A 19,726-nucleotide genomic window follows, 5' to 3' on the forward strand; every position below is an offset into this window, starting at 1 on the left:
GTGCGTCTTAAAGGATACTTTTTTATACTTACCTTCTTTCTGATCATTCTTGGTGGAGTGATACTCTACTTTGGTGGCTGGATTTATCGGCCTTTATTATATGGATCGGAAATATTGATTGCTTTCCTGCTGATTTATCTTATTCTGTTTTATAGAAAGATAATAAAGCCGTTGGATACCATTGGTAGTGGTATGGAATTGCTGCGCGAACAGGATTTTAGTAGCCGGCTGAGCCTTGTGGGGCAATATGAAGCCGACCGGGTGGTAAATGTCTTCAATCGGATGATGGAACAGTTGAAAAACGAACGTCTCCGTCTGCGTGAACAGAATCATTTTCTGGACCTGTTGATAAACGCTTCTCCGATGGGGGTAATCATTACCAGTCTTGATGATGATGTGTCTCAGTTGAATCCGATGGCTGTAAAAATGCTGGGTGTCCGTTATGAAGAGGCGCAGGGGCAGAAACTTTCTTCCATAGATTCTCCGTTGGCTGCGGAACTGGCTGCTATTGCCCAAGGAGAGACCGTGACCGTTCGATTGAATGACTCGAATATTTATAAATGTACACATTCGTCATTTATAGACCGGGGTTTTCATCATCCGTTCTTTCTTATCGAAAGCCTGACGGATGAAGTGATGAAAGCAGAGAAGAAAGCCTATGAGAAAGTGATTCGTATGATCGCACATGAAGTGAACAATACAACGGCCGGTATCACCTCTACGCTCGATACGGTGGGGCAGGCTCTTTCCGAATCGGAAGGGATGGAAGATATTTGTGAGGTCATGCAGGTGTGTACGGAGCGTTGTTTCTCCATGAGTCGTTTTATTACCCGCTTTGCCGATGTAGTGAAAATCCCGGAACCCAATTTGGCTCCTGTCAATCTTAATGATCTGGTATTTTCTTGTAAACGATTTATGGAAGGAATGTGTACGGATCGGAACATTGCTATTACATTGGATATCGATGAGGAATTGGGAGATGTCAACTTGGATATTGCTTTGTTTGAGCAAGTATTGGTAAATATCATCAAAAATGCAGCCGAGAGCATCGGAAAGGATGGAAAAATACAAATACGTACCTCTTCTCCGGCAAGCATTGAAATAGTGGACAACGGTGAAGGAATAACAAAAGAGACTGAAGCTAAACTCTTCAGTCCCTTCTTTTCAACCAAACCGAACGGGCAGGGAATCGGTCTGGTGTTTATCCGTGAGGTATTGATGCGTCACGGATGTTCGTTTTCGCTTCGCACTTATGCCGATGGGCTGACACGGTTTAGAATAATATTTAATTAGTGATAAGTGAGTAGTATCGTTTATCACTTATCACTACTCACCAACTCTACTTCTCTTTCCATTCTTTTGCATATTCGTCCAATATGCGTTTGATGCCTTGGCCTATTTTTACATAGTCGGCTTCGTTCAAGTTGGCAAGAGAAACGCGGACGCTCCACTTGGGACCGGCAAAGCCACCGCCATTTAACAATACGAGTGATGTTTCGTTGGCGAGACGGAATACTACGTCTAATGGGTTGTAGCTCTTTTCCAAATATGTAACAAATTCATCGCCATAGAATTTTCGGGCCCATACCAGCATATCTATTTCGGAGTAATAACCGGCGCGTAACGGGTCTTCTACCAATGAGAAACCGGTGTTGTCCCACAAAGCATTCAGACGGCGACGGATGATATTCTGCATCTTTGTTTTATAATAATCTCCTTTGTCTAATAGGGAGAAAGAAGCGAACAGACTCATTTGCATTTGCTGTGGTAGTGATAATCCTGCTGTATGGTTTAGCGCTACCTGACGGCTGTCGGCTACCATACGGTCGATGAATTTCATTTTTTCCGGATGTAAATCGAGGCTGGAATAACGCTTGGATAATATGGCTTTCTGCTCTTCGGGCAGGCGGGCAATCATCTTGTCATAGATATTGTCCTCATGGAGGGCAGTGACGGCAAGTCTCCATCCGGTTGCTCCGAAATATTTGGAGAAAGAATATACGCACAGTGTATTATGCGGTAACTCTGCCATAAGTGAACGGAAGTGCGGTATGAATGTGGCATACACATCATCCGTAATGATCATCAAGTTCGGATTATCATTTTTTACGATATTGACGATACGCGCGGTTGTTTCCGCACTTAATGCATAGCTGGGCGGATTGCTCGGATTGGTGATAAAGAGCGCTTTAATCTCCGGATTTTTTAGCTTATCGATGTCTTCGTCCTGGTATTGCCAGGTATGGAGTCCGTCGGCTGTCATTTTATCGGCAGAAATCTCTGTGACATTAAACTGATAACGGCGGAGCTGCGGTATTTCTATGTAAGGGGTGAATACGGGTACGAGCAAAGCGATGTTGTCTCCTTGGTTCAGCAGGAAATTTTCCTGTAAGGAATCAAAGATATAACACATGGCGGCTGTACCTCCTTCGGTGGCGAAAAGATCGAATGTGCCTTTTGGAGGACGCCGGTCACATAATTCTTGGCCTAAATAATCCTGTATGAGGAGTTCGGTGAAATGCAGGATACGATCCGGCACAGGATATTGGTCACCGATGACGGCTTCCGCCCATTCATGAACGAGCGTATCCGGATCGGCAGCATGTTCCATCAGTAAATAGTTATAACTGTCTTTTAATAATTTTACTCCCGGTTCTTTACTGTTGTCTTTTAAAAATGCTTCGAAACGTGCGGCAATGCCTTCTTTTTGTGGGATTCCGGCAATGCCTTCGGGTAAAGATTGTACACGTGTACATTCGCTAAGTCCGAATTTTCCTAAAAGAAAAAAGGCTTCTCGGGGTTCCGTGGCTATCCAGTTCGGATTACCACGCCCGGCATTGAGCATGGTATGAGCCATTTTTTTTACGCTCTCGTCTGCCATGTCGATAAGGCGGTTCTTTAATTCAAATGGACTGATGGATTCCATCTTTTTGGCAAAACTTTTAGTGATGCCTGTGGTATTTGATTTCTTTTCCATAATTAAGTTTGGTTTATTTAGCCTCTCCCCAACCCTCTCCGTGGGAGAGGGAGGACAGATACTATGGTTTATAATTTGATTGCACATCTGACTTTACTCCCTCTCCCACGGAGAGGGTTGGGGAGAGGCTCCTTACATCATCAGCACGATAAATACCCCCCAGATAATCAGTAACGTATTACCTACTGCATAGGTCACCGTATACCCCAGAGCAGGGGTTTCACTTTCGACAGCATCCTGTATGGCTCCCAATGCGGCGGTAGTCGTTCTTGCTCCTGCGGTACACCCGAGGGTCAGTGCCGGGTGAAATTTAAATAAGTATCTTCCCATTAACAGGCCACTGATCAATGGGATGGTAGTAGCTGCTGCTCCGACAAGGAAGAGGCTTGCACCTACTTCTTGAAAGCCGGTGACGAAACTTGGACCGGCGGCAATACCCACCACGGCAATGAACATGTTCAATCCGACGTTGTTCAGTACCCATAAGGAAGGTTCGGGGATACCGCCGAAAGTCGGGTGTTTACTGCGTAGCCATCCGAAGAGGAGACCGGCAATCAGTGCGCCGCCACTTGTTGATAAACTTATCGGGATACCACCCAAATGAATAGATAGCGCGCCGACCAATCCACCGACGAGAATACCGAGCCCAACGAATATCATATCCGTTTGATTGGTAGGACGATCGATGTATCCCATTTGTTTGGCAGCAGTTTCCACTTCATGCTTCATGCCGGTCAGCTCGAGCATATCCCCGGAATCTACCACGGTCTGTGCCAGTACAGGAACATGGATACCTGCACGCTTGATGCTGCGGATACTGACACCATGCATGAATTTTTGCGAACGGATGGCTGATACGGTTTCTCCGGCAAAAGTTTTTCGTGTCACCATTACGGGGAGTGTTTCGGCAGGAAAGTCGAGTAGCTGTGCATCTATTACCTCCGGTCCGAGCCAGTCTTCTTCACCAATCACAAATTCACGGCGGCCACTGAGTACCACTTCATCGTTTTCTTTCAGGATAAGATTGGGCGTTACTTCTTTTACGACCCCTCTTTGGCGGATGCGTTCTACGAAAAGGCGTTTCCCTTGTTCATTCAGGTAACTTTCAAGATCGGTAACGCGTTTTCCTTTTCCAAACCATTTATTGGTTATTTTGTAGGCGCGGAATACGACGGGTCGCAAGGCGGGGGCAAATCCCGGTTCATCGGCTTCCGAGCTCCCCATTTGAGCTTCCAGTTCCCGGCAGTCGGCTTTTACTTTTTCCAGCCCACCTAAAAATTTCGGACCGAGTGATGCCAGTATCCAAGCGGAGCCGGCTGTACCGAAAATATAGGTTACGGCATATGCCACGGGAATTGCATTGATGAAAGTGGCTTTTTGCGCATCGCTGATACTGAGTCCGTTGATTGTATCTTCGGCCACTCCGATAACGGCGGAAATCGTTTGTGAACCGGCTAACAGTCCGGCTGCCTCCCCTACGTGGTAACCCATTATTTTTGCCAATGCCCAAGCGGAAACAAGGCTGACGATACACATCAGTACGGCAAACCCCACTTGGGGCAAACCGTCTTTTTTCAGTCCGCGAAAGAACTGCGGTCCTACTTTGTAGCCCACGGCGAAAAGAAAGAGCAGAAAGAATACTGCTTTCATCGGGCCGTCTACTGTAATATCTAATTGTCCTACCAACACGCCTACCAGCAGGACGCTTGTTACGGTACCGAGTGAGAACTTTCCTATTTTCAACCGGCCTATCCAGAATCCTGCAAAAAGTGTTAGAAAAATGGCTAACTCAGGATGTACCCTCAGTTGATTTATAATCCATTCCATAATTAAGTTGTTTAGGTTTATATATTCGGTTCGTTTAATACTTAGTACAACAGTATTTCGTGAAAAGTGTTTCGTTAAACCTTCATTTCATCATGTTAAACTTTCTGTTTGATAGCGTACCTGTATGTATCGATCTGTTTATGTATTGATGTGTTAATTTATAAAAAAAAGGTAACAGGCAGAGTTTGTTTAATAATTGATATAGAATGATATATCTGAGATTGGTAAATTCGGACTACATAGGTTATAAGTACTCTTTAAGGGGATAATATGCCAAATAGAACAATTAATCCGACTATTAGAACTTCTTTAGGTATGCAGGAGAGCCTAACTTTGTAGGCAATTTTAATTTATCTAAAACAACAGAAATGGAACAAGAAATTAAACCGGCATCAGGACGTCTTGGCGTCTTGGTTGTAGGTGTTGGTGGCGCAGTTGCTACCACTATGATAACAGGAACACTGGCTTCTCGCAAGGGATTGGCAAAACCAATAGGTTCTATTACACAGATGGCCGCAATGCGCATGGAAAATAATGAGGAAAAACTCATTAAAGACATCGTACCTTTAACAGATTTGAACGACATTGTATTCGGTGGATGGGACATTTTCCCTGACAATGCTTACGAAGCTGCTATGTATGCTGAAGTATTGAAAGAAAAAGACCTGAATGGGGTGAAAGAAGAATTGGAGGCTATCAAACCGATGCCCGCCGCTTTCGACCATAATTGGGCCAAACGTCTGAACGGAACTCACATCAAGCAGGCTGCTACCCGTTGGGAAATGGTAGAACAACTTCGTCAAGATATCCGCGATTTTAAAGCTGCTAACAACTGCGAACGTATTTCAGTGTTGTGGGCTGCAAGTACAGAGATCTATATTCCTCTGTCGGAAGAACACCAGTCATTGGCTGCCTTGGAAAAAGCAATGAAAGAAAACAACACGGATGCCATTTCTCCAAGTATGTGTTATGCGTATGCTGCTATTGCAGAAGGTGCTCCGTTCATCATGGGTGCTCCTAACTTGTGTGTAGATACTCCGGCTATGTGGGAATTCTCCAAGAAGATGAATGTGCCTATTTCCGGTAAAGACTTCAAGAGCGGTCAGACATTGATGAAAACGGTGTTGGCACCGATGTTCAAAACTCGTATGTTAGGCGTTAGCGGTTGGTTCTCTACTAATATCTTAGGTAATCGCGACGGTGAAGTTTTGGATGATCCTGCAAACTTTAAAACAAAAGAAGTCAGCAAATTATCTGTGATCGATAACATCTTCGAACCGGAGAAATATCCTGACTTGTATGGTGACGTATACCACAAAGTACGTATCAATTATTACCCTCCTCGCAAAGATAATAAGGAAGCGTGGGATAACATCGACATCTTCGGATGGATGGGCTATCCGATGGAGATAAAAGTAAATTTCCTTTGTCGCGATTCTATCCTTGCTGCTCCTATTGCACTCGACTTGGTTCTGTTCAGTGACCTGGCTCTTCGTGCGGGCATGTGCGGTATACAGACTTGGTTGTCATTCTTCTGCAAGAGCCCGATGCATGATTTTGAACATCAGCCGGTACATGACTTGTTCACACAATGGAGAATGGTAAAAGAAACATTGCGTAATATGATCGGTGAAAAAGCACCGAGTTATCTCGATTGATACTGATAGAATGAAATATGCACTCATTGCAGCCGGACAAGGTTCACGTTTGGTCTCAGACGGAATCCAAGTACCTAAACCTTTGGTGAAGGTAGGAGGTGAACCTTTGTTGGGGCGCTTATTGCACATTTTTCTTAATAATAATGCAGACTCGGTCTGCATTATTATTAATGAAGAAATGACAGAGGTCCGTGATTTCCTGGAACAGCAACATTTGCCGGTGCCGCTTCACGTTGTGGTGAAGTCTACTCCCGATTCATTTCATAGCTTTTATGAACTGATGCCTTATTTGAAGGGAGAAGGTAAATTTTGTCTTACTACGGTAGATCCGATTTTCCGTGAACCGGAGTTTTCGGATTATATCCGTGCTTTTCGGGAGAGTGATAAAGAGGATGCCTTGATGGCAGTAACCGACTTTATCGATGACGAACGCCCGTTATATGTCAAGACCCATCCTGATAATCTGAAAATTGTGGGGTATGCCAGTGAATCGTATCCCGATTGCCGGTACATTTCCGGGGGAATTTATTGTATGAATCAAAAGGCTCTTTCTCTGTTGCCTGCTGCCATGGAGAAAGGAGTATCTCGTATGCGTGGCTTTCAGCAGTATTTAGTGGACGCTGGACTGCAGGTACAGGCCTATCCTTTTTCAAAGGTAATAGACATCGATCATGCAACAGACGTTGAAAAAGCCGAACGCTTTTTAGAAGAACAGACTATTAAATGAAATCATATACTTTTGCGGGAATACAGCGATATTCCCTTTTCTCTCCCAATCATGTCGGGAACGATGCTGCTATCTTTTCTGCTGTGGCCCAGTATCTGGAAGAAAATGGCCATAGGGTCAATCTATATACCGAGCAGGAGTTTCTGACCAATCCTTTAAATGAGAAGTTTGTTTTCACAATGATGCGTAGCAAAGCTGCTGTCCGTAACTTGCAAAAAGTTGAAAGAAAAGGAGTGGTGGCTGTCAATTCTGCTTTCGGCATTGAGAATTGCACGCGTGAGCAGATGACTGCTTTATTATTAAAACATCAGGTTCCTCATCCCGAAAGCCTTATCTGGGATGTTCACGAGGAACTTCCGGTTAGTCTTATCGAATCGGAATTCGAACCCTGCTGGGTGAAGCGTGCCGATTTTCATGCCATCCATAAAGAAGATGTGACGTATATACGGACTTGTAGCGAGTTGCGGGAAGTGATGGCCGAATATGCGTTGCGCGGTATCGAGCGTGTCGTGATAAACAAGCATCTGGCAGGTGATTTGATCAAGTTTTACGGTGTTTCCGGTACCGGATTTTTCTATTGGTTCTATCCGTTGGAAGGACATCATAGCAAATTCGGTTTAGAAGCTATTAATGGTGCTCCGAAAGGTATCTCCTTTTCAGAGGATGTGTTGCGTCATATTTGTGATGAGGCGGCGAAAGTGCTGCAAGTCGATGTATATGGCGGTGATTGCATCGTATCTCCGGACGGTAGCATTCGTATTATCGATTTTAACGATTGGCCGAGTTTTGCCCCTTGTCGTAAAGAAGCGGCCATAGCCATCGGGCAGGCTGTTCTGCAAAAAACTAAAAATGCGGATTTATGAGTAATGAAATAAGTAAAAACGGATTGGAAGCAACTTTAAAATCGGCGGATACCGAAGAGTGGATCGATTTGTTGTTTTACCGTCCTGTCGGTTACCGATGGGCGCTTCTTTTTCATAAAATGGGAGTTACTCCCAATGCGATAACGATTGCTTCCATCTTTTTGGGAGTTGCGGCAGGGATATTGTTTTATTACAACGATCTTTTGCTGAATGTGATAGGCATGTGCCTGTTGGTTTGGGCCAACATGTACGACAGTGCCGACGGACAACTGGCACGTATGACCGGACAGAAGTCCGAGATCGGACGGATATTGGACGGTGTGTCCGGTGATTTCTGGTTTATCTCTATCTATGCAGCCATCTGTTTGCGCTTGACTCCGGAGTGGTCTTATTGGATCTGGATACTGGCAGCCGTGACCGGCTTGTGTCATAGCAAGCAGGCAGCAATGGCCGATTATTACCGGAACATTCATCTTTTCTTTTTGAAAGGGAAATCGGGTAGCGAACTCGATAATTATGTGCAGCAAAAAGCCATTTACAACTCTTTGTCCTGGAAAAAAGATTTCATCCGGAAACTCTTCCTTTGGTTTTATTGCGATTATACCCGTTCTCAGGAGCGTCTTACTCCGGCTTTCCAACGTTTTTTCGCTTTGTTGCAGCAACGATACGGTGCAGTGGCTCCACAGGAGATCCGTGACGAATTCCGCCGGGAGAGTCTGCCGTTGATGAAATACACCAACATTCTCTCTTTCAATACCCGGGTGACCGTTCTCTTCATCAGTCTGCTCATCAATGAGCCGTGGCTGTATTTTGTTTTTGAACTCACGGTGCTGAACGGACTGTTGATTTATATGATCTGGCAGCACGAGCGGTTGAGTAATAAGTTGTACAAAGAAATACAGATGTCATAATGAATAGCAAATTCCGAAATATCTTTCTGGTCTTTGGAGTGGTGGCTGTGGTTATCATGCTTTTCACGTTCGATGTGTCGTACGATGATTTGCTGAATAATTTAAGGCGTGCCGGTTTTTACCTTCCGTTGGTTTTATTACTTTGGCTGTTTATCTACTTGATAAATACCCTTTCGTGGTATATCATTCTCCGGAGTGGAGGAAAAACCTCTCCGTTGGGTTTTATGCAGTTGTATAAGTTTACGGTTTCGGGATTTGCCCTCAATTATGTCACTCCGGTGGGACTGATGGGAGGAGAGCCTTACCGGATCATGGAGCTGACTCCGTTTGTAGGGATGGAAAGGGCTACTTCGTCGGTCATTCTCTACGTGATGATGCATATCTTTTCGCATTTCCTGCTGTGGCTCAGTTCCGTATTTATTTATGTCTGTGTTTATCCGGTAAGTTGGGAGATGGGGATTGTTTTGGGATTGATAACCGCTCTCTGCCTGTTTCTCGGCACTCTGTTTGTGAAAGGATATCGTCATGGCATGGCGGTGGCATGTGTACGTATGGGAAGCCACATCCCTTTTTTGAAGCACCGTGTCATTCGTTTCTCGGAAACCCATAAGGAGAAACTTGAAAATATAGACAAACAGATTGCTTTGCTTCATCAGCAGAAAAAGAGTACTTTTTACAGTGCTTTGTTTTTGGAATATTCGGCGAGAATCGTCAGTTGTCTGGAAGTATGGCTCATTCTGAATGTGCTGACTACAAATGTCAGTTTTGTAAACTGCATCCTCATCGTGGCTTTTTCTTCCTTGCTGGCCAATTTGCTGTTTTTCCTTCCCATGCAGTTGGGAGGGCGCGAAGGTGGCTTTGCTTTGGCAGTGGGAGGACTTTCCCTATCGGGAGCCTATGGTGTGTATGCGGCACTTATCACACGGGTACGTGAGTTGTTCTGGATCGTTATCGGTCTTGCATTAATGAAAATAGGAAATAAAAAATGATACATACGGAAAAAGTAAAAGCGCTGGCTTTTGATTTTGGCGGTACACTCGATTCGCCGTTTATGCATTGGATGAAAATTTATCTGAAGCTCTATGGCGAGGAGTTGCACTTACCGCTTACGGGAGAGAATTTCAGAGACTCTTATGTGTATGCCGAACAGATGATGGAGCGCTTGCAACTGGTGAAAACCTCACATTCATTGCTTGAAACACAGTCTTTCAAAACCCGTTTGCAATTTGATGATCTGATCAGAAGGGGGATTCTGCCGGATACGCAAGAGAACAGGGAAGAACTGCCGGAGCGTGCGGCACGTCTTGTGACTGATTTTTCTTCCCGTTATGTGATTCTTTCGAAAGAGGTGTTGGAACCGTTGTCAAAACGGTATACATTGTTGTTGGTATCCAATTATTATGGTAATTTGAAGAAGATAGTAACCGATTTGGGTATCGTATCTTATTTCTCTTCAATAACCGATTCTACACTGGAAGGAATCCGCAAACCGGATGCTGCTTTGTGGAAGTTAGCTATCGACCGTGCCGGATTTGCTCCGGACGAGGTGGTCGTGATAGGCGATTCGGTGAAGAACGATATTCTTCCGGCTTTGTCTTTGGGGTGTCAGGTGGTGAAAGGGTGTCCTTCTATGGCTGATGTAACCGAAGATGTGTCCTGCATCACTTCCTTGAAAGAACTGCTGGACATTTTGTAACAGGCTCTCTTTTAATTGGAGAAGTTATTATTGTTTGCCTTACACTTTTTTCTGGCAGGTACTCCTTTTTCTCAAAGGAAGAGAAGCCATGCAGTGTGATTTTTACATCGGATGGAGGTGAAATAGATAATTTAAAAAACAGAAGTCGATGAATAATTTTATCTTTTACAGTCCCACCGAATTTGTATTCGGTAAAGATACGGAAGCGCAAACAGGCGCTTTGACTGTTAAGTATGGTGCTAAGAAAGTGATGATTGTTTATGGAGGCGGTTCGGTGATACGCAGTGGCTTATTGTCACGTGTGGAAAGTTCACTGAAAGGAGCTGGAATCGAATACTGCATGTTGGGTGGCATACAGCCCAATCCGATCGATACCAAAGTGTACGAAGGTATCGATCTCTGTCGGAGTGAAAAAGTCGATTTTTTGTTGGCTGTAGGCGGTGGATCGGTGATAGATACTGCCAAAGCGATAGCTGCCGGCGTTCCTTATCCCGGTGATTTTTGGGATTTCTATATTGGTAAGGCCAAAGTGACGAAAGCTCTGAAAGTAGCGGTAGTGCTTACCATTCCTGCCGCCGGTAGCGAGGGTTCCGGTAATACCGTTATCACTAAAGTTGATGGCTTACAAAAACTTAGTCTCCGTGTGCCCGAACTGTTGCGTCCTGTTTTTGCGGTGATGAACCCCGAACTTACCTATACGCTTCCCCCTTTTCAGACGGCTTGTGGCATTGCCGATATGATGGCGCATATCATGGAACGTTATTTCACCAACACGAAGGAGGTGGAAATCGCTGATCGTCTTTGTGAAGGAACCCTTCTTGCTATTATCAAAGAAGCGTCTACGGTGATGAAAGAACCGGAGAATTACGGTGCCCGCGCCAACTTGATGTGGTGTGGAACTATTGCCCACAATGGTACATGTGGAGTCGGTTGTGAAGAAGATTGGGCTTCTCACTTTCTGGAGCATGAGATCAGTGCCATTTACAATGTGACTCATGGTGCCGGCCTTTCCGTAATTTTCCCTGCCTGGATGACTTGGATGACAGAACACAATATGGATAAGATTGTTCAATATGCTGTTCGTGTATGGGGTGTTCCGGAAGCAAATGATAAAAAAGCGGTTGCTTTGGAAGGGATTGCCCGGTTGAGAGCTTTTTTCAAATCCATTGGTTTGCCTGTTACTTTTAGAGAGTTGGGTATTGAGCATCCGGATATTGACCGTCTGGCCGATAGTCTTCATCGAAATAAAGGCGAGTTGGTAGGCAATTATGTGAAGTTGACAAAAGAAGACAGTAAAGAAATCTACCGATTGGCTTTGTAAGGAAAATACCAATATACGTACTGCCCCGTTACATATATCCTAATTTATCGTTAGGTATATTGTAACCATGTTAATAACGTATTCTTGTATACGGAGAATAGTTGTTATTGATTATGAAAAAAATATTTATTCTATTGATATATAATAATTTAATAGGCGCAATTTCTATTTTAGAAGTTAGAAAGAACTTTTTGAATTGGAGGGATGCTTTATTTATACTTGTCAATTAAGTAACTTCGTTATTGTCTGTATTGGACATTTCATATTGACAGATTTCTGTTGTTTATATGTAATGTGTTGATTCTTAACAAGTAAAAAGTAATTTTTTATATTACATAAGAGTATGTATTTTTGATTGTGTTAACGATATACTTTTACTATGCAAAAGTGTATATTCTTCATATGGAAAAACATATACCTTTATATGATAAAAATCTATTGTTAATTATCTATGTTAATATGTTAGTGTAAAATGTGAGAGACAGCATCTTTTTATAAAAAATCCGGTTTGGATAAAGAGTGTATAGAGTAGGAAGGCATTCATTTAGAAAGACAGTGTAGCTGGCGAGAGAACGTAATAGATGATATATCGAAAAAACTATACCCTAAAAGTTAGATATAAAACTTTTAGGGTATAGTATTATTATAACCAGAGGTATATCAAGATTATCCGAAGTTATTGGCGTTTTTATTTTGTACCGTACGCACCAAAGTGAGCCTGTACGGCTGGTGAGGTATATGTTTTTCCACCTACGCTTAGTCCGGTCGTACTGAAGTATGGAGCTGCAAAAGTCTCGGAAGCGGAAGCTGCACCCGACAATACGGGAGAACCGGATTGTACATGGAAATCCCAATTGTCATTGTAATCGTACGAAGTAAGTTTTGTGCTATTGATGTCAAAATTCACAAACTTCGGATCTTTGGAATCTGTTTGGGTAGCGATGATGCTGTGGGCATCGACAACGCCTTGATAGTAGCTTTTGTGTGCATAATTGTAGCCTTCCCAAGCATAGGCTACGCCACTCTCTTTTTCGCCGTTGAATACGATATCACTTTTTTGATTGCCTGAAGCATAGTAATTGTAATCGATGACAGAAGCTGAGGCATAACCCTCTTCCGGATCGTTGGGCAGATTGTAAGAAGGAGTTTGAGCACGGAACTTACAGTTTACCATTAGATTGTTGAATACATTGGCCAAAACATTCTTTTCTGCATATACACAACCGCCTTTTTCTCCGTCGCGGCGCCATCCTGCATTTATGATAGTATTGTTGTAAGCTTGTATTTTGGCCTGTTTTCGTGTTTCGCTCTGACCGGAACTCGACAGTTTCAAACCATTGGTGTTAGGACTGAACATTACATTGCCCGCTACATCTGCTACACAACCACATTTTACATTTACAGCTTCAGCACCATCAAAACCGTTGGCAGCAAAGATGTTGTTGGCAATAATGGCGTTACCTCCCATCATGTAGATACCGTCCGACCAGCCGTTGCGCAGGATGGAGTTGGTGATGACATAACGTCCGTTTATATTATTTGTTGTAATTTGCGGATATGCATCGTCACCGGCAGTGTATTCTTCTCTGTTGGCTGCAGGAGAACCTGTTATTACTTGCCCACCGGTATATTCGATGATGGTATGGTCAATCAGCATCTCTGCGCAATTGGCTGTTGCCACGATACCACCCCACATGGCATCTTCGTTGAAAATATTATTGTGTGTACGTAGTTCTTCGGCTATGGAGAAACGTATAGGGTTTGTAATTGTACCTTTACAATAAAGGTTGCCGTCAACGGTAAATTCGATGGGGGCGTGATTGGCTCCTACACCATCCGTGCTGAATATAACCTGTACCCCTTCTTCGATGGTTAGTGATTTGCCGGCAGGTACGGTGAGGTGTCCCGTTACGTTGATGGTTGAATGGGCTTCCCAGATACCTTCCACTTCTCCTGATACGTTTTCGGTTGTTCCCTGTTCCTCATCATTATTGCCTTTGATATCATTGTCGTCGCTACAGGCAGTCCAGGTCATAGCCATCAGGACTGCATAAATAAAATAATGTTTTAGTTTCATAATTGAATGAATATTGGTTAATGAGTAATTTTTTAATAATGGATAATGAGTGTTTAATCTGTTTTGGGGTGAAAAGTCAGAGCCTGAAACGTGCTCCGATCATCAGTGACTGTCCATGCCATGATTTACGTTCCACCAGATTACTGTTATCACGTTCGCTATCTACATTTGCGGTACGTTCGCTTTGGTGTACATAGCGTAATACCGGTATGTTGAGTAAGTTAGATGCTTTCAGGAAAAGACAGAAACCACGTGGCAGTGTTTTTTCAATTGAAGCATCCAGTTGAGTATATCCTTTTTCCCAGATATCGTTGTCTGCCCAATTGGAGATATCACTTAATCGTTTGCCGGTGTATCCCATGGCTAACTGTCCTTCCCATCCGTGTTTGCTGTCTTTCAATAGAAAAGAGATATTGGCTACATGAGCTGCTTGTCCGAATAAAGGGCGTGATTGGGTGGTGGTAGTTACTTCCGACCCCTGCATTACACGTTTTTCTGTTGTTATTTTAGAATAGGTATAGGTGTAGTTGGCTTTGATACCCAGCCAGTTGAAGTATTTTAAAATATCCACTTCCAATCCCCAATTGTTGGCCGTACCAAAATTCATTGGTTTGTAATAGGTATCCTGCCCTTCATTGAGTAGACCATATTCGATCGGGTCTTTGATATTTTTATAGAACAGTCCTACCATGAGTTGTTCGGATGATCGGGGAAAGAATTCATAACGCAGGTCGATATTATCAGCTACGGTATGCTTTAGCTCGGGATTTCCCTTCTCCTTATAGTCTTCATTGATGATGGAGTAGGGTACGATTTCAAAAAAACTGGGACGGTTGATGGCCCGTGCATAGGAGAAACGCAGGTTTCCATTGGAATGTATTGCATATTTGGCATGAAAGCTGGGTAATATGTCGGTATAGCGTTGGTTACCTTCGGGAGCGGCGTTTTCCGTAGGAAACTTTAAAGTATATCCTTGATCGGTATGTTCTATACGTACGCCGGCAATAAGTTCCCATTGACTGATTGTATATTTCACCATACCATATCCGGCCCCGACTTTTTCAGTTGCATCATAGTTTAACGGGTCGCTGATATTTCCGTAAGCACGTGGCGTGAACTGTATTTCATCAAAGTTATGCCAGTCTTTGTCGATATATTGCGGATTACCCGAACCTGTAGCGGAGTTGAATGTATATTCATTAAAAAAACTGTCACGTTTCTTGTCACGATACATACCTCCGGCCAAGAAATCCAATACGCTGTTGCTGCCGGTTTTCCATTTATAAGAGAGGTCGATATATCCTGCGAGGTCTTTGTCTGAGTTGTGCTCCCAACGGCGTGTAGCTGCACCGGAGGATGCTACGTGCGAACCGATGAGGAATATTTCGGCATTGTCCGGGGTTTCATTGTACGCTTTTGAGTAGACAGCCGACCAGTTCAGCTTCAATGTGCCATCATTCAAAAAGAGATGTTCTCCCCTCAACGTAGAGTTGTATATGTATTGATGAACCCATTTCATCCGGATGGCACGGTCTTGATCGTCTGAGCCATCACGTACTTCGGCTTCGTCCATATCCATATAGCCGTTGTACCAGGTCAGTTTATGATTGCGGTTAAAGTCATAGTCGAGATTGGCATGCGCGCCGATACGGGTCTGTTGTGTGGAGTAATTCCTGTATTCGATGCCGTTACGCGTTTTCCCCGGTTGATAATAAAGTTCGCTTTCTTTTCCGCGATAGGTATTTAGGTAACTTCCAGCCAGCATAATACCTAACCGTTCGTTGAAAAAACGATCTCCGTAGGAGAGGCCGGCAGTAAGGTCGGGTAACGGACGTTTCCATGTCATATGGAGATTGTCGGTAGTGAAATCCTTCATGGTGACTTTATAGTTTTTGGGAAATCCTGCCGCTTCATAAGGAGATTTTGAAGAAATGTCATTATGAGCAAACGATTGGAAGTCTCGCCCGAGGTACATTGCATTGTACCCTGTGGAAAGATTGACCGTGAACTGACGTTCCGACGGAGCGTCTTTCATTACAAGGTTGACAGCTCCGCCGATTCCGTCGCCTTCAAGGTTGGCGGTGAGTGATTTGGTCACTTCCAGACGGTCGAGCATTTCTGAAGGAAAAATATCAAGTGGTACAAAGCGGTTTTTATTATCCGGACTCGGTATTTTTACTCCGTTTACTAACGTATAGTTATATCGTTTGTCCATCCCCCGAAGGATGGCATATTGTCCTTCTCCGCTGCTATTACGTTCAATGGTTACTCCCGACATACGCTGTATGACATTGGCTACCGTAATATCCGGAGAGAGTTCGATGGCTTTTGCGCTCATTACATTCACCACGTTCATTGCCTGTTTTTCAATGGCACGTGCTCCGACTTCGGTGCGTCCCGGATTACGGGCAGTGATAGTGACACCTTCCAGTAGAATGTCATCGCTATCTAATGGGATTTCTATTTCCGAGTCTTTTTGTTCTATCTGGAGTTCATAACGCTTATAGCCTACATATGTACATATGATTGTAAATTTCTCATGGGGTACTGAAAGGTTGAAACTTCCATCCAGTCCACTGACTACACCTTTTGTAGGGTTTTCTTTTACTATGATGGAGGCTCCGATAATTTCCTCCCCTGTTTTTGAATCTCTGATTTTACCTTTAATTTCTCTGGCATTTGCACCAAACGATAATAGTAGGAGTAAACTGATAGCTGCTTTTAATTTCATAAAGAATGTTTAACCTTTGTTTTTCCGGTGCAAAAGTAGAGGGCATGAATTTCATCACTGTTGCAGGAATATTTCATTTTTATTACCAAACAGGATGCCGGTATGGTGTAATAGAAATGTAATTGTTTTGTCGTTTTTTGGTAAAAGTCATTGCGATGGAAAACCATTACCTTTGCAGCGTTTTCAATAATATATTATATTAAAAGTATGAAAATTAGAAATCTATTTTTTCTTGCCCTGTTGATTATAAGTAATTGGGCTGGTGCTCAGATCACCGATTATTCTGTCTTTGAGGATAAATTGAATTTTTACGTAGCCAATGATTTGGGACGTAACGGATATTACGATCAGAAACCTATTGCTGAATTAATGGGGATAATGGCCGAAGAGGTAGGTCCTGAATTTATTCTTGCTACGGGTGATGTACATCATTTTGAGGGGGTACAAAGTGTGAATGATCCTTTGTGGATGACAAATTATGAACTTATTTACTCGCATCCAGAATTAATGATAGACTGGTTTCCTCTGTTGGGTAATCACGAATATCGTGGTAATACGCAGGCAGTATTGGATTATAGTAAGGTGAGTCGCCGTTGGGAGATGCCTGCCCGTTATTATACTAAGACATTTGAAGAAAAAGGGACTACATTGCGTGTGGTTTGGGTAGATACGGCTCCGATGATCGATAAGTATCGTCAGGACAGTGAGCAATATCCTGATGCTTGTAAGCAGGATTATCAGAAACAACTGGCATGGATAGACTCTGTATTGACTGTTGCCAGTGAGGACTGGGTGATCGTAGCCGGACATCATCCCATTTATGCGGAGACTTCGAAGTCGGATAGCGAACGCATTGATATGCAGGCGCGTCTTGATCCGGTTCTTCAAAAACATAAAGTAGACATGTACATTTGCGGACATATCCACAATTTCCAACATATACGTGTCCCGGGAAGCAATATTGATTATGTCACTAATTCGGCTGGTTCATTGGCGCGTAAAGTGAAGCCGATTGAAGGAACGGTTTTCTGTAGTTCTGATCCGGGCTTTTCTATTGTTACGGTTAGTTCAGAGAAACTGGAATTGCGCATGATTGATAAGAAAGGTAACGTATTGCATACGGTGACCAGGCAAAGAAAATAAATGTTGTCACATCTGTAAATGTTACAGTCTGTACCGGAAAAAGATAACGACGTTTAATGGTTTCCATGGATAATAAAGTTTTGGATATAAACATTATTGTCCGTGGGAATTGTTTGTTTTAATATTTCCGGAAAAAATCGGCCAAATAGATCAATATGTTATAAGCTTGATAGATTTTGCCAATGGACAATTGGCCTCTTTGAGCCCTTTGGCCAGCATCTTGGCGTTTAGTTCCGCACCTTTTTTAGAGGTGTGTGTATGGTCATGATTATAGTAAGCGGCGGCTTTTTCCTGTCCCTCCTTATCCAGATAATCGGCCGTGAGGTTATGCAGATCGATAAACAGGGCGCCGGTTTGTTCGGCCACTTCCCGCATCCATATTCCATATGTATCGTTCCGTCGTTCTATTTTTCCGTTTTTCCATCGGTTGCGTGGAGTTAGACTTACCAGAACAGGGATACCTCCTTTTTCGCGCACATCGCCTACGAATTTGCGAAGGTACCATCCGAAGGAGTAGACGACTTTGTATTTTCGGGTTGCTTCCATCCGGTAAACATGACTGGTGTCTGCTGTTCCACGGATTACTCCCCGCGCTTTTTTTGTGTTTATATCTCCTATGTCGTTATGTCCGAACTGGATAAATACATAATCTCCCGGTTGTATGCTGTTGTATACCCTGTCCCAGTGTCCTTCGTCAAGATAAGTACGGGTACTGCGGCCGGCAACAGCACAATTCATGAGTGTAACTTTTGTAGTGTCGAAAGCACAGCCGGCTACGCTTCCCAATCCCCACATACCATCCTCTTCTTTATCGGCATTCTTTACGGTAGAGTCTCCGGTAAAGAAAATAACAGGTTTGCCTTTCTTACGTTTTAATCCATTTACAACAGGCGTCTGCAATGGCTTGAGGTACTTTTTTAATTCCAGTTTTTTACAGGATGCGATACCTTCGGCAGCCGATCCGGCATTGATTTGTGCACCGAACTCGCTGGTATGTATCTTATCGAGGTAAAACATGTAATTGACTTTCTCCCTACCGAAACGTTCGAACTTATTTGCTGTGATATCTTCAAGATCGATGAACGGTACTTTCTGCTCTTTGCATATTGCTTTTATCCAGGGAGTGAAAGAGTCGTCTTTTCGTACGATGCGTTTTCCATCGGCTGTCCAGGCATTGCGCGGAGTGAGCGATAAGAGTACGGGATTGGCACCGGCAGCTCTGGTGTCGGCTATGAAGCGGCGCATGTATTCACCATAGCTGTATACGGTTTCCCGGATATCGGTTTCTTTGATGGTGACAAGTAGGGAGTCTTTACCTGTTCCCGGTATACTGGCACGTGCTCTTCCTTCGTCAAAAGGGCCATTGTCATTATGTCCAAGTTCAACGATTACCCAGTCTCCGGGCTTTAATCCTTTACGCACATCCGGCCATAAACGGTTATAAAAGGTGCGGCTGCTTGTACCTCCTAATGCATGATTTTCTACGGTTATGCGGTTTTCATCAAAATATTGTCCTACGAAATATCCCCATCCCCATTGTCCGTTGTTGCCGTTGCCAAGTGTGCCGGTACGCATGGTAGAGTTTCCTACCAGAAACAATACAGGGTTGTTTCCTTTGCGTGAAGAACCGGCTTTCGGTCTTACCGTGTTCGCTTTGTTCAGGCTGTCTAATGTAAGGTCGGTGACTTTGTTTACGTCGACCATTCCCCGGGGGATTTGAGTGGATTGGTTCTGTGCGGTTAAAACTCCTGCCCATATGCAGGCAACGACTGTAAATATGTGTTTTCTCATGTGA

General features: G+C 43.6%; 14 protein-coding genes. 9 read left to right on the top strand and 5 right to left on the bottom strand.

Annotated features, from left to right (window positions below; translation table 11 throughout):
* Window positions 1-1,293 carry a sensor histidine kinase gene (locus HMPREF1532_RS13285; protein ID WP_005930380.1) on the top strand — a complete coding sequence of 431 codons (1,293 nt, stop codon included), beginning with the start codon at window positions 1-3 and terminating at the stop codon, window positions 1,291-1,293.
* A gap of 46 nt (window positions 1,294-1,339) precedes the next feature.
* Here the strand turns inward: HMPREF1532_RS13285 and aspD are convergent, their stop codons facing one another.
* The gene (gene aspD, locus HMPREF1532_RS13290) at window positions 1,340-2,977 is read right to left on the bottom strand and encodes an aspartate 4-decarboxylase (RefSeq protein ID WP_005930382.1); all 1,638 of its coding nucleotides are present in this window, start codon (window positions 2,975-2,977) and stop codon (window positions 1,340-1,342) included.
* Window positions 2,978-3,109: 132 nt separating this feature from the next.
* On the bottom strand, window positions 3,110-4,804 hold the full coding sequence (aspT, locus tag HMPREF1532_RS13295) for an aspartate-alanine antiporter (protein WP_005930384.1): 1,695 nt from the start codon (window positions 4,802-4,804) through the stop codon (window positions 3,110-3,112).
* A 368-nt stretch (window positions 4,805-5,172) separates the two neighbouring features.
* On the opposite strand from aspT, the gene HMPREF1532_RS13300 reads away from it, so the two are divergent.
* From HMPREF1532_RS13300 to HMPREF1532_RS13330, 7 genes are all read left to right on the top strand, one after another.
* Window positions 5,173-6,462, top strand: a complete 1,290-nt coding sequence (locus HMPREF1532_RS13300; protein WP_005930386.1) for an inositol-3-phosphate synthase — start codon at window positions 5,173-5,175, stop codon at window positions 6,460-6,462.
* Between the two features lie 10 nt (window positions 6,463-6,472).
* Window positions 6,473-7,189 (top strand): nucleotidyltransferase family protein, encoded by a 717-nt coding sequence (locus HMPREF1532_RS13305; RefSeq protein ID WP_005930388.1) that lies wholly within the window; start codon window positions 6,473-6,475, stop codon window positions 7,187-7,189.
* Entirely contained in the window at window positions 7,186-8,052 is an 867-nt protein-coding gene (locus HMPREF1532_RS13310) for an ATP-grasp domain-containing protein (protein WP_005930391.1), read from the top strand. Before HMPREF1532_RS13305 ends, HMPREF1532_RS13310 begins: the two co-directional genes overlap by 4 nt.
* On the top strand, window positions 8,049-8,963 hold the full coding sequence (locus HMPREF1532_RS13315; protein WP_005930394.1) for a CDP-alcohol phosphatidyltransferase family protein: 915 nt from the start codon (window positions 8,049-8,051) through the stop codon (window positions 8,961-8,963). The genes HMPREF1532_RS13310 and HMPREF1532_RS13315 overlap by 4 nt, the downstream gene beginning before the upstream one ends.
* Window positions 8,963-9,952 carry a lysylphosphatidylglycerol synthase transmembrane domain-containing protein gene (locus HMPREF1532_RS13320; protein WP_005930396.1) on the top strand — a complete coding sequence of 330 codons (990 nt, stop codon included), beginning with the start codon at window positions 8,963-8,965 and terminating at the stop codon, window positions 9,950-9,952. Before HMPREF1532_RS13315 ends, HMPREF1532_RS13320 begins: the two co-directional genes overlap by 1 nt.
* Window positions 9,949-10,659, top strand: coding sequence for an HAD family hydrolase (locus HMPREF1532_RS13325; protein WP_005930399.1), 711 nt, complete (start codon window positions 9,949-9,951; stop codon window positions 10,657-10,659). The genes HMPREF1532_RS13320 and HMPREF1532_RS13325 overlap by 4 nt, the downstream gene beginning before the upstream one ends.
* Window positions 10,660-10,807: 148 nt before the next feature.
* Window positions 10,808-11,980, top strand: a complete 1,173-nt coding sequence (locus HMPREF1532_RS13330; RefSeq protein ID WP_005930403.1) for an iron-containing alcohol dehydrogenase — start codon at window positions 10,808-10,810, stop codon at window positions 11,978-11,980.
* 688 nt (window positions 11,981-12,668) lie between these two features.
* Here the strand turns inward: HMPREF1532_RS13330 and HMPREF1532_RS13335 are convergent.
* A complete protein-coding gene (locus HMPREF1532_RS13335; protein ID WP_005930406.1) occupies window positions 12,669-14,057 on the bottom strand; it encodes a hypothetical protein in 1,389 nt (462 codons plus the stop codon).
* 76 nt (window positions 14,058-14,133) lie between these two features.
* Entirely contained in the window at window positions 14,134-16,788 is a 2,655-nt protein-coding gene (locus HMPREF1532_RS13340) for a TonB-dependent receptor (RefSeq protein WP_005930408.1), read from the bottom strand.
* A gap of 207 nt (window positions 16,789-16,995) precedes the next feature.
* Here HMPREF1532_RS13340 and HMPREF1532_RS13345 point away from each other — a divergent pair, with 207 nt between their 5' ends.
* A complete protein-coding gene (locus HMPREF1532_RS13345) occupies window positions 16,996-17,931 on the top strand; it encodes a metallophosphoesterase (protein ID WP_005930410.1) in 936 nt (311 codons plus the stop codon).
* A gap of 150 nt (window positions 17,932-18,081) precedes the next feature.
* On the opposite strand, the gene HMPREF1532_RS13350 is transcribed toward HMPREF1532_RS13345, so the two are convergent.
* Complete coding sequence (locus HMPREF1532_RS13350) at window positions 18,082-19,722, bottom strand: rhamnogalacturonan acetylesterase (RefSeq protein WP_005930413.1); 1,641 nt, start codon at window positions 19,720-19,722, stop codon at window positions 18,082-18,084.
* Window positions 19,723-19,726: the final 4 nt, after the last annotated feature.

This window comes from Bacteroides salyersiae WAL 10018 = DSM 18765 = JCM 12988 (assembly GCF_000381365.1).
GTDB lineage: Bacteria > Bacteroidota > Bacteroidia > Bacteroidales > Bacteroidaceae > Bacteroides > Bacteroides salyersiae.

Coding starts and splice junctions, on each gene's coding strand:
- aspT (WP_005930384.1), bottom strand. CDS start 4,804: ATGGAATGGATTATAAATCAACTGAGGGTACATCCTGAGTTAGCCATT.
- HMPREF1532_RS13325 (WP_005930399.1), top strand. CDS start 9,949: ATGATACATACGGAAAAAGTAAAAGCGCTGGCTTTTGATTTTGGCGGT.
- aspD (WP_005930382.1), bottom strand. CDS start 2,977: ATGGAAAAGAAATCAAATACCACAGGCATCACTAAAAGTTTTGCCAAA.
- HMPREF1532_RS13305 (WP_005930388.1), top strand. CDS start 6,473: ATGAAATATGCACTCATTGCAGCCGGACAAGGTTCACGTTTGGTCTCA.
- HMPREF1532_RS13345 (WP_005930410.1), top strand. CDS start 16,996: ATGAAAATTAGAAATCTATTTTTTCTTGCCCTGTTGATTATAAGTAAT.
- HMPREF1532_RS13340 (WP_005930408.1), bottom strand. CDS start 16,788: ATGAAATTAAAAGCAGCTATCAGTTTACTCCTACTATTATCGTTTGGT.
- HMPREF1532_RS13320 (WP_005930396.1), top strand. CDS start 8,963: ATGAATAGCAAATTCCGAAATATCTTTCTGGTCTTTGGAGTGGTGGCT.
- HMPREF1532_RS13315 (WP_005930394.1), top strand. CDS start 8,049: ATGAGTAATGAAATAAGTAAAAACGGATTGGAAGCAACTTTAAAATCG.
- HMPREF1532_RS13335 (WP_005930406.1), bottom strand. CDS start 14,057: ATGAAACTAAAACATTATTTTATTTATGCAGTCCTGATGGCTATGACC.
- HMPREF1532_RS13330 (WP_005930403.1), top strand. CDS start 10,808: ATGAATAATTTTATCTTTTACAGTCCCACCGAATTTGTATTCGGTAAA.
- HMPREF1532_RS13350 (WP_005930413.1), bottom strand. CDS start 19,722: ATGAGAAAACACATATTTACAGTCGTTGCCTGCATATGGGCAGGAGTT.
- HMPREF1532_RS13300 (WP_005930386.1), top strand. CDS start 5,173: ATGGAACAAGAAATTAAACCGGCATCAGGACGTCTTGGCGTCTTGGTT.
- HMPREF1532_RS13310 (WP_005930391.1), top strand. CDS start 7,186: ATGAAATCATATACTTTTGCGGGAATACAGCGATATTCCCTTTTCTCT.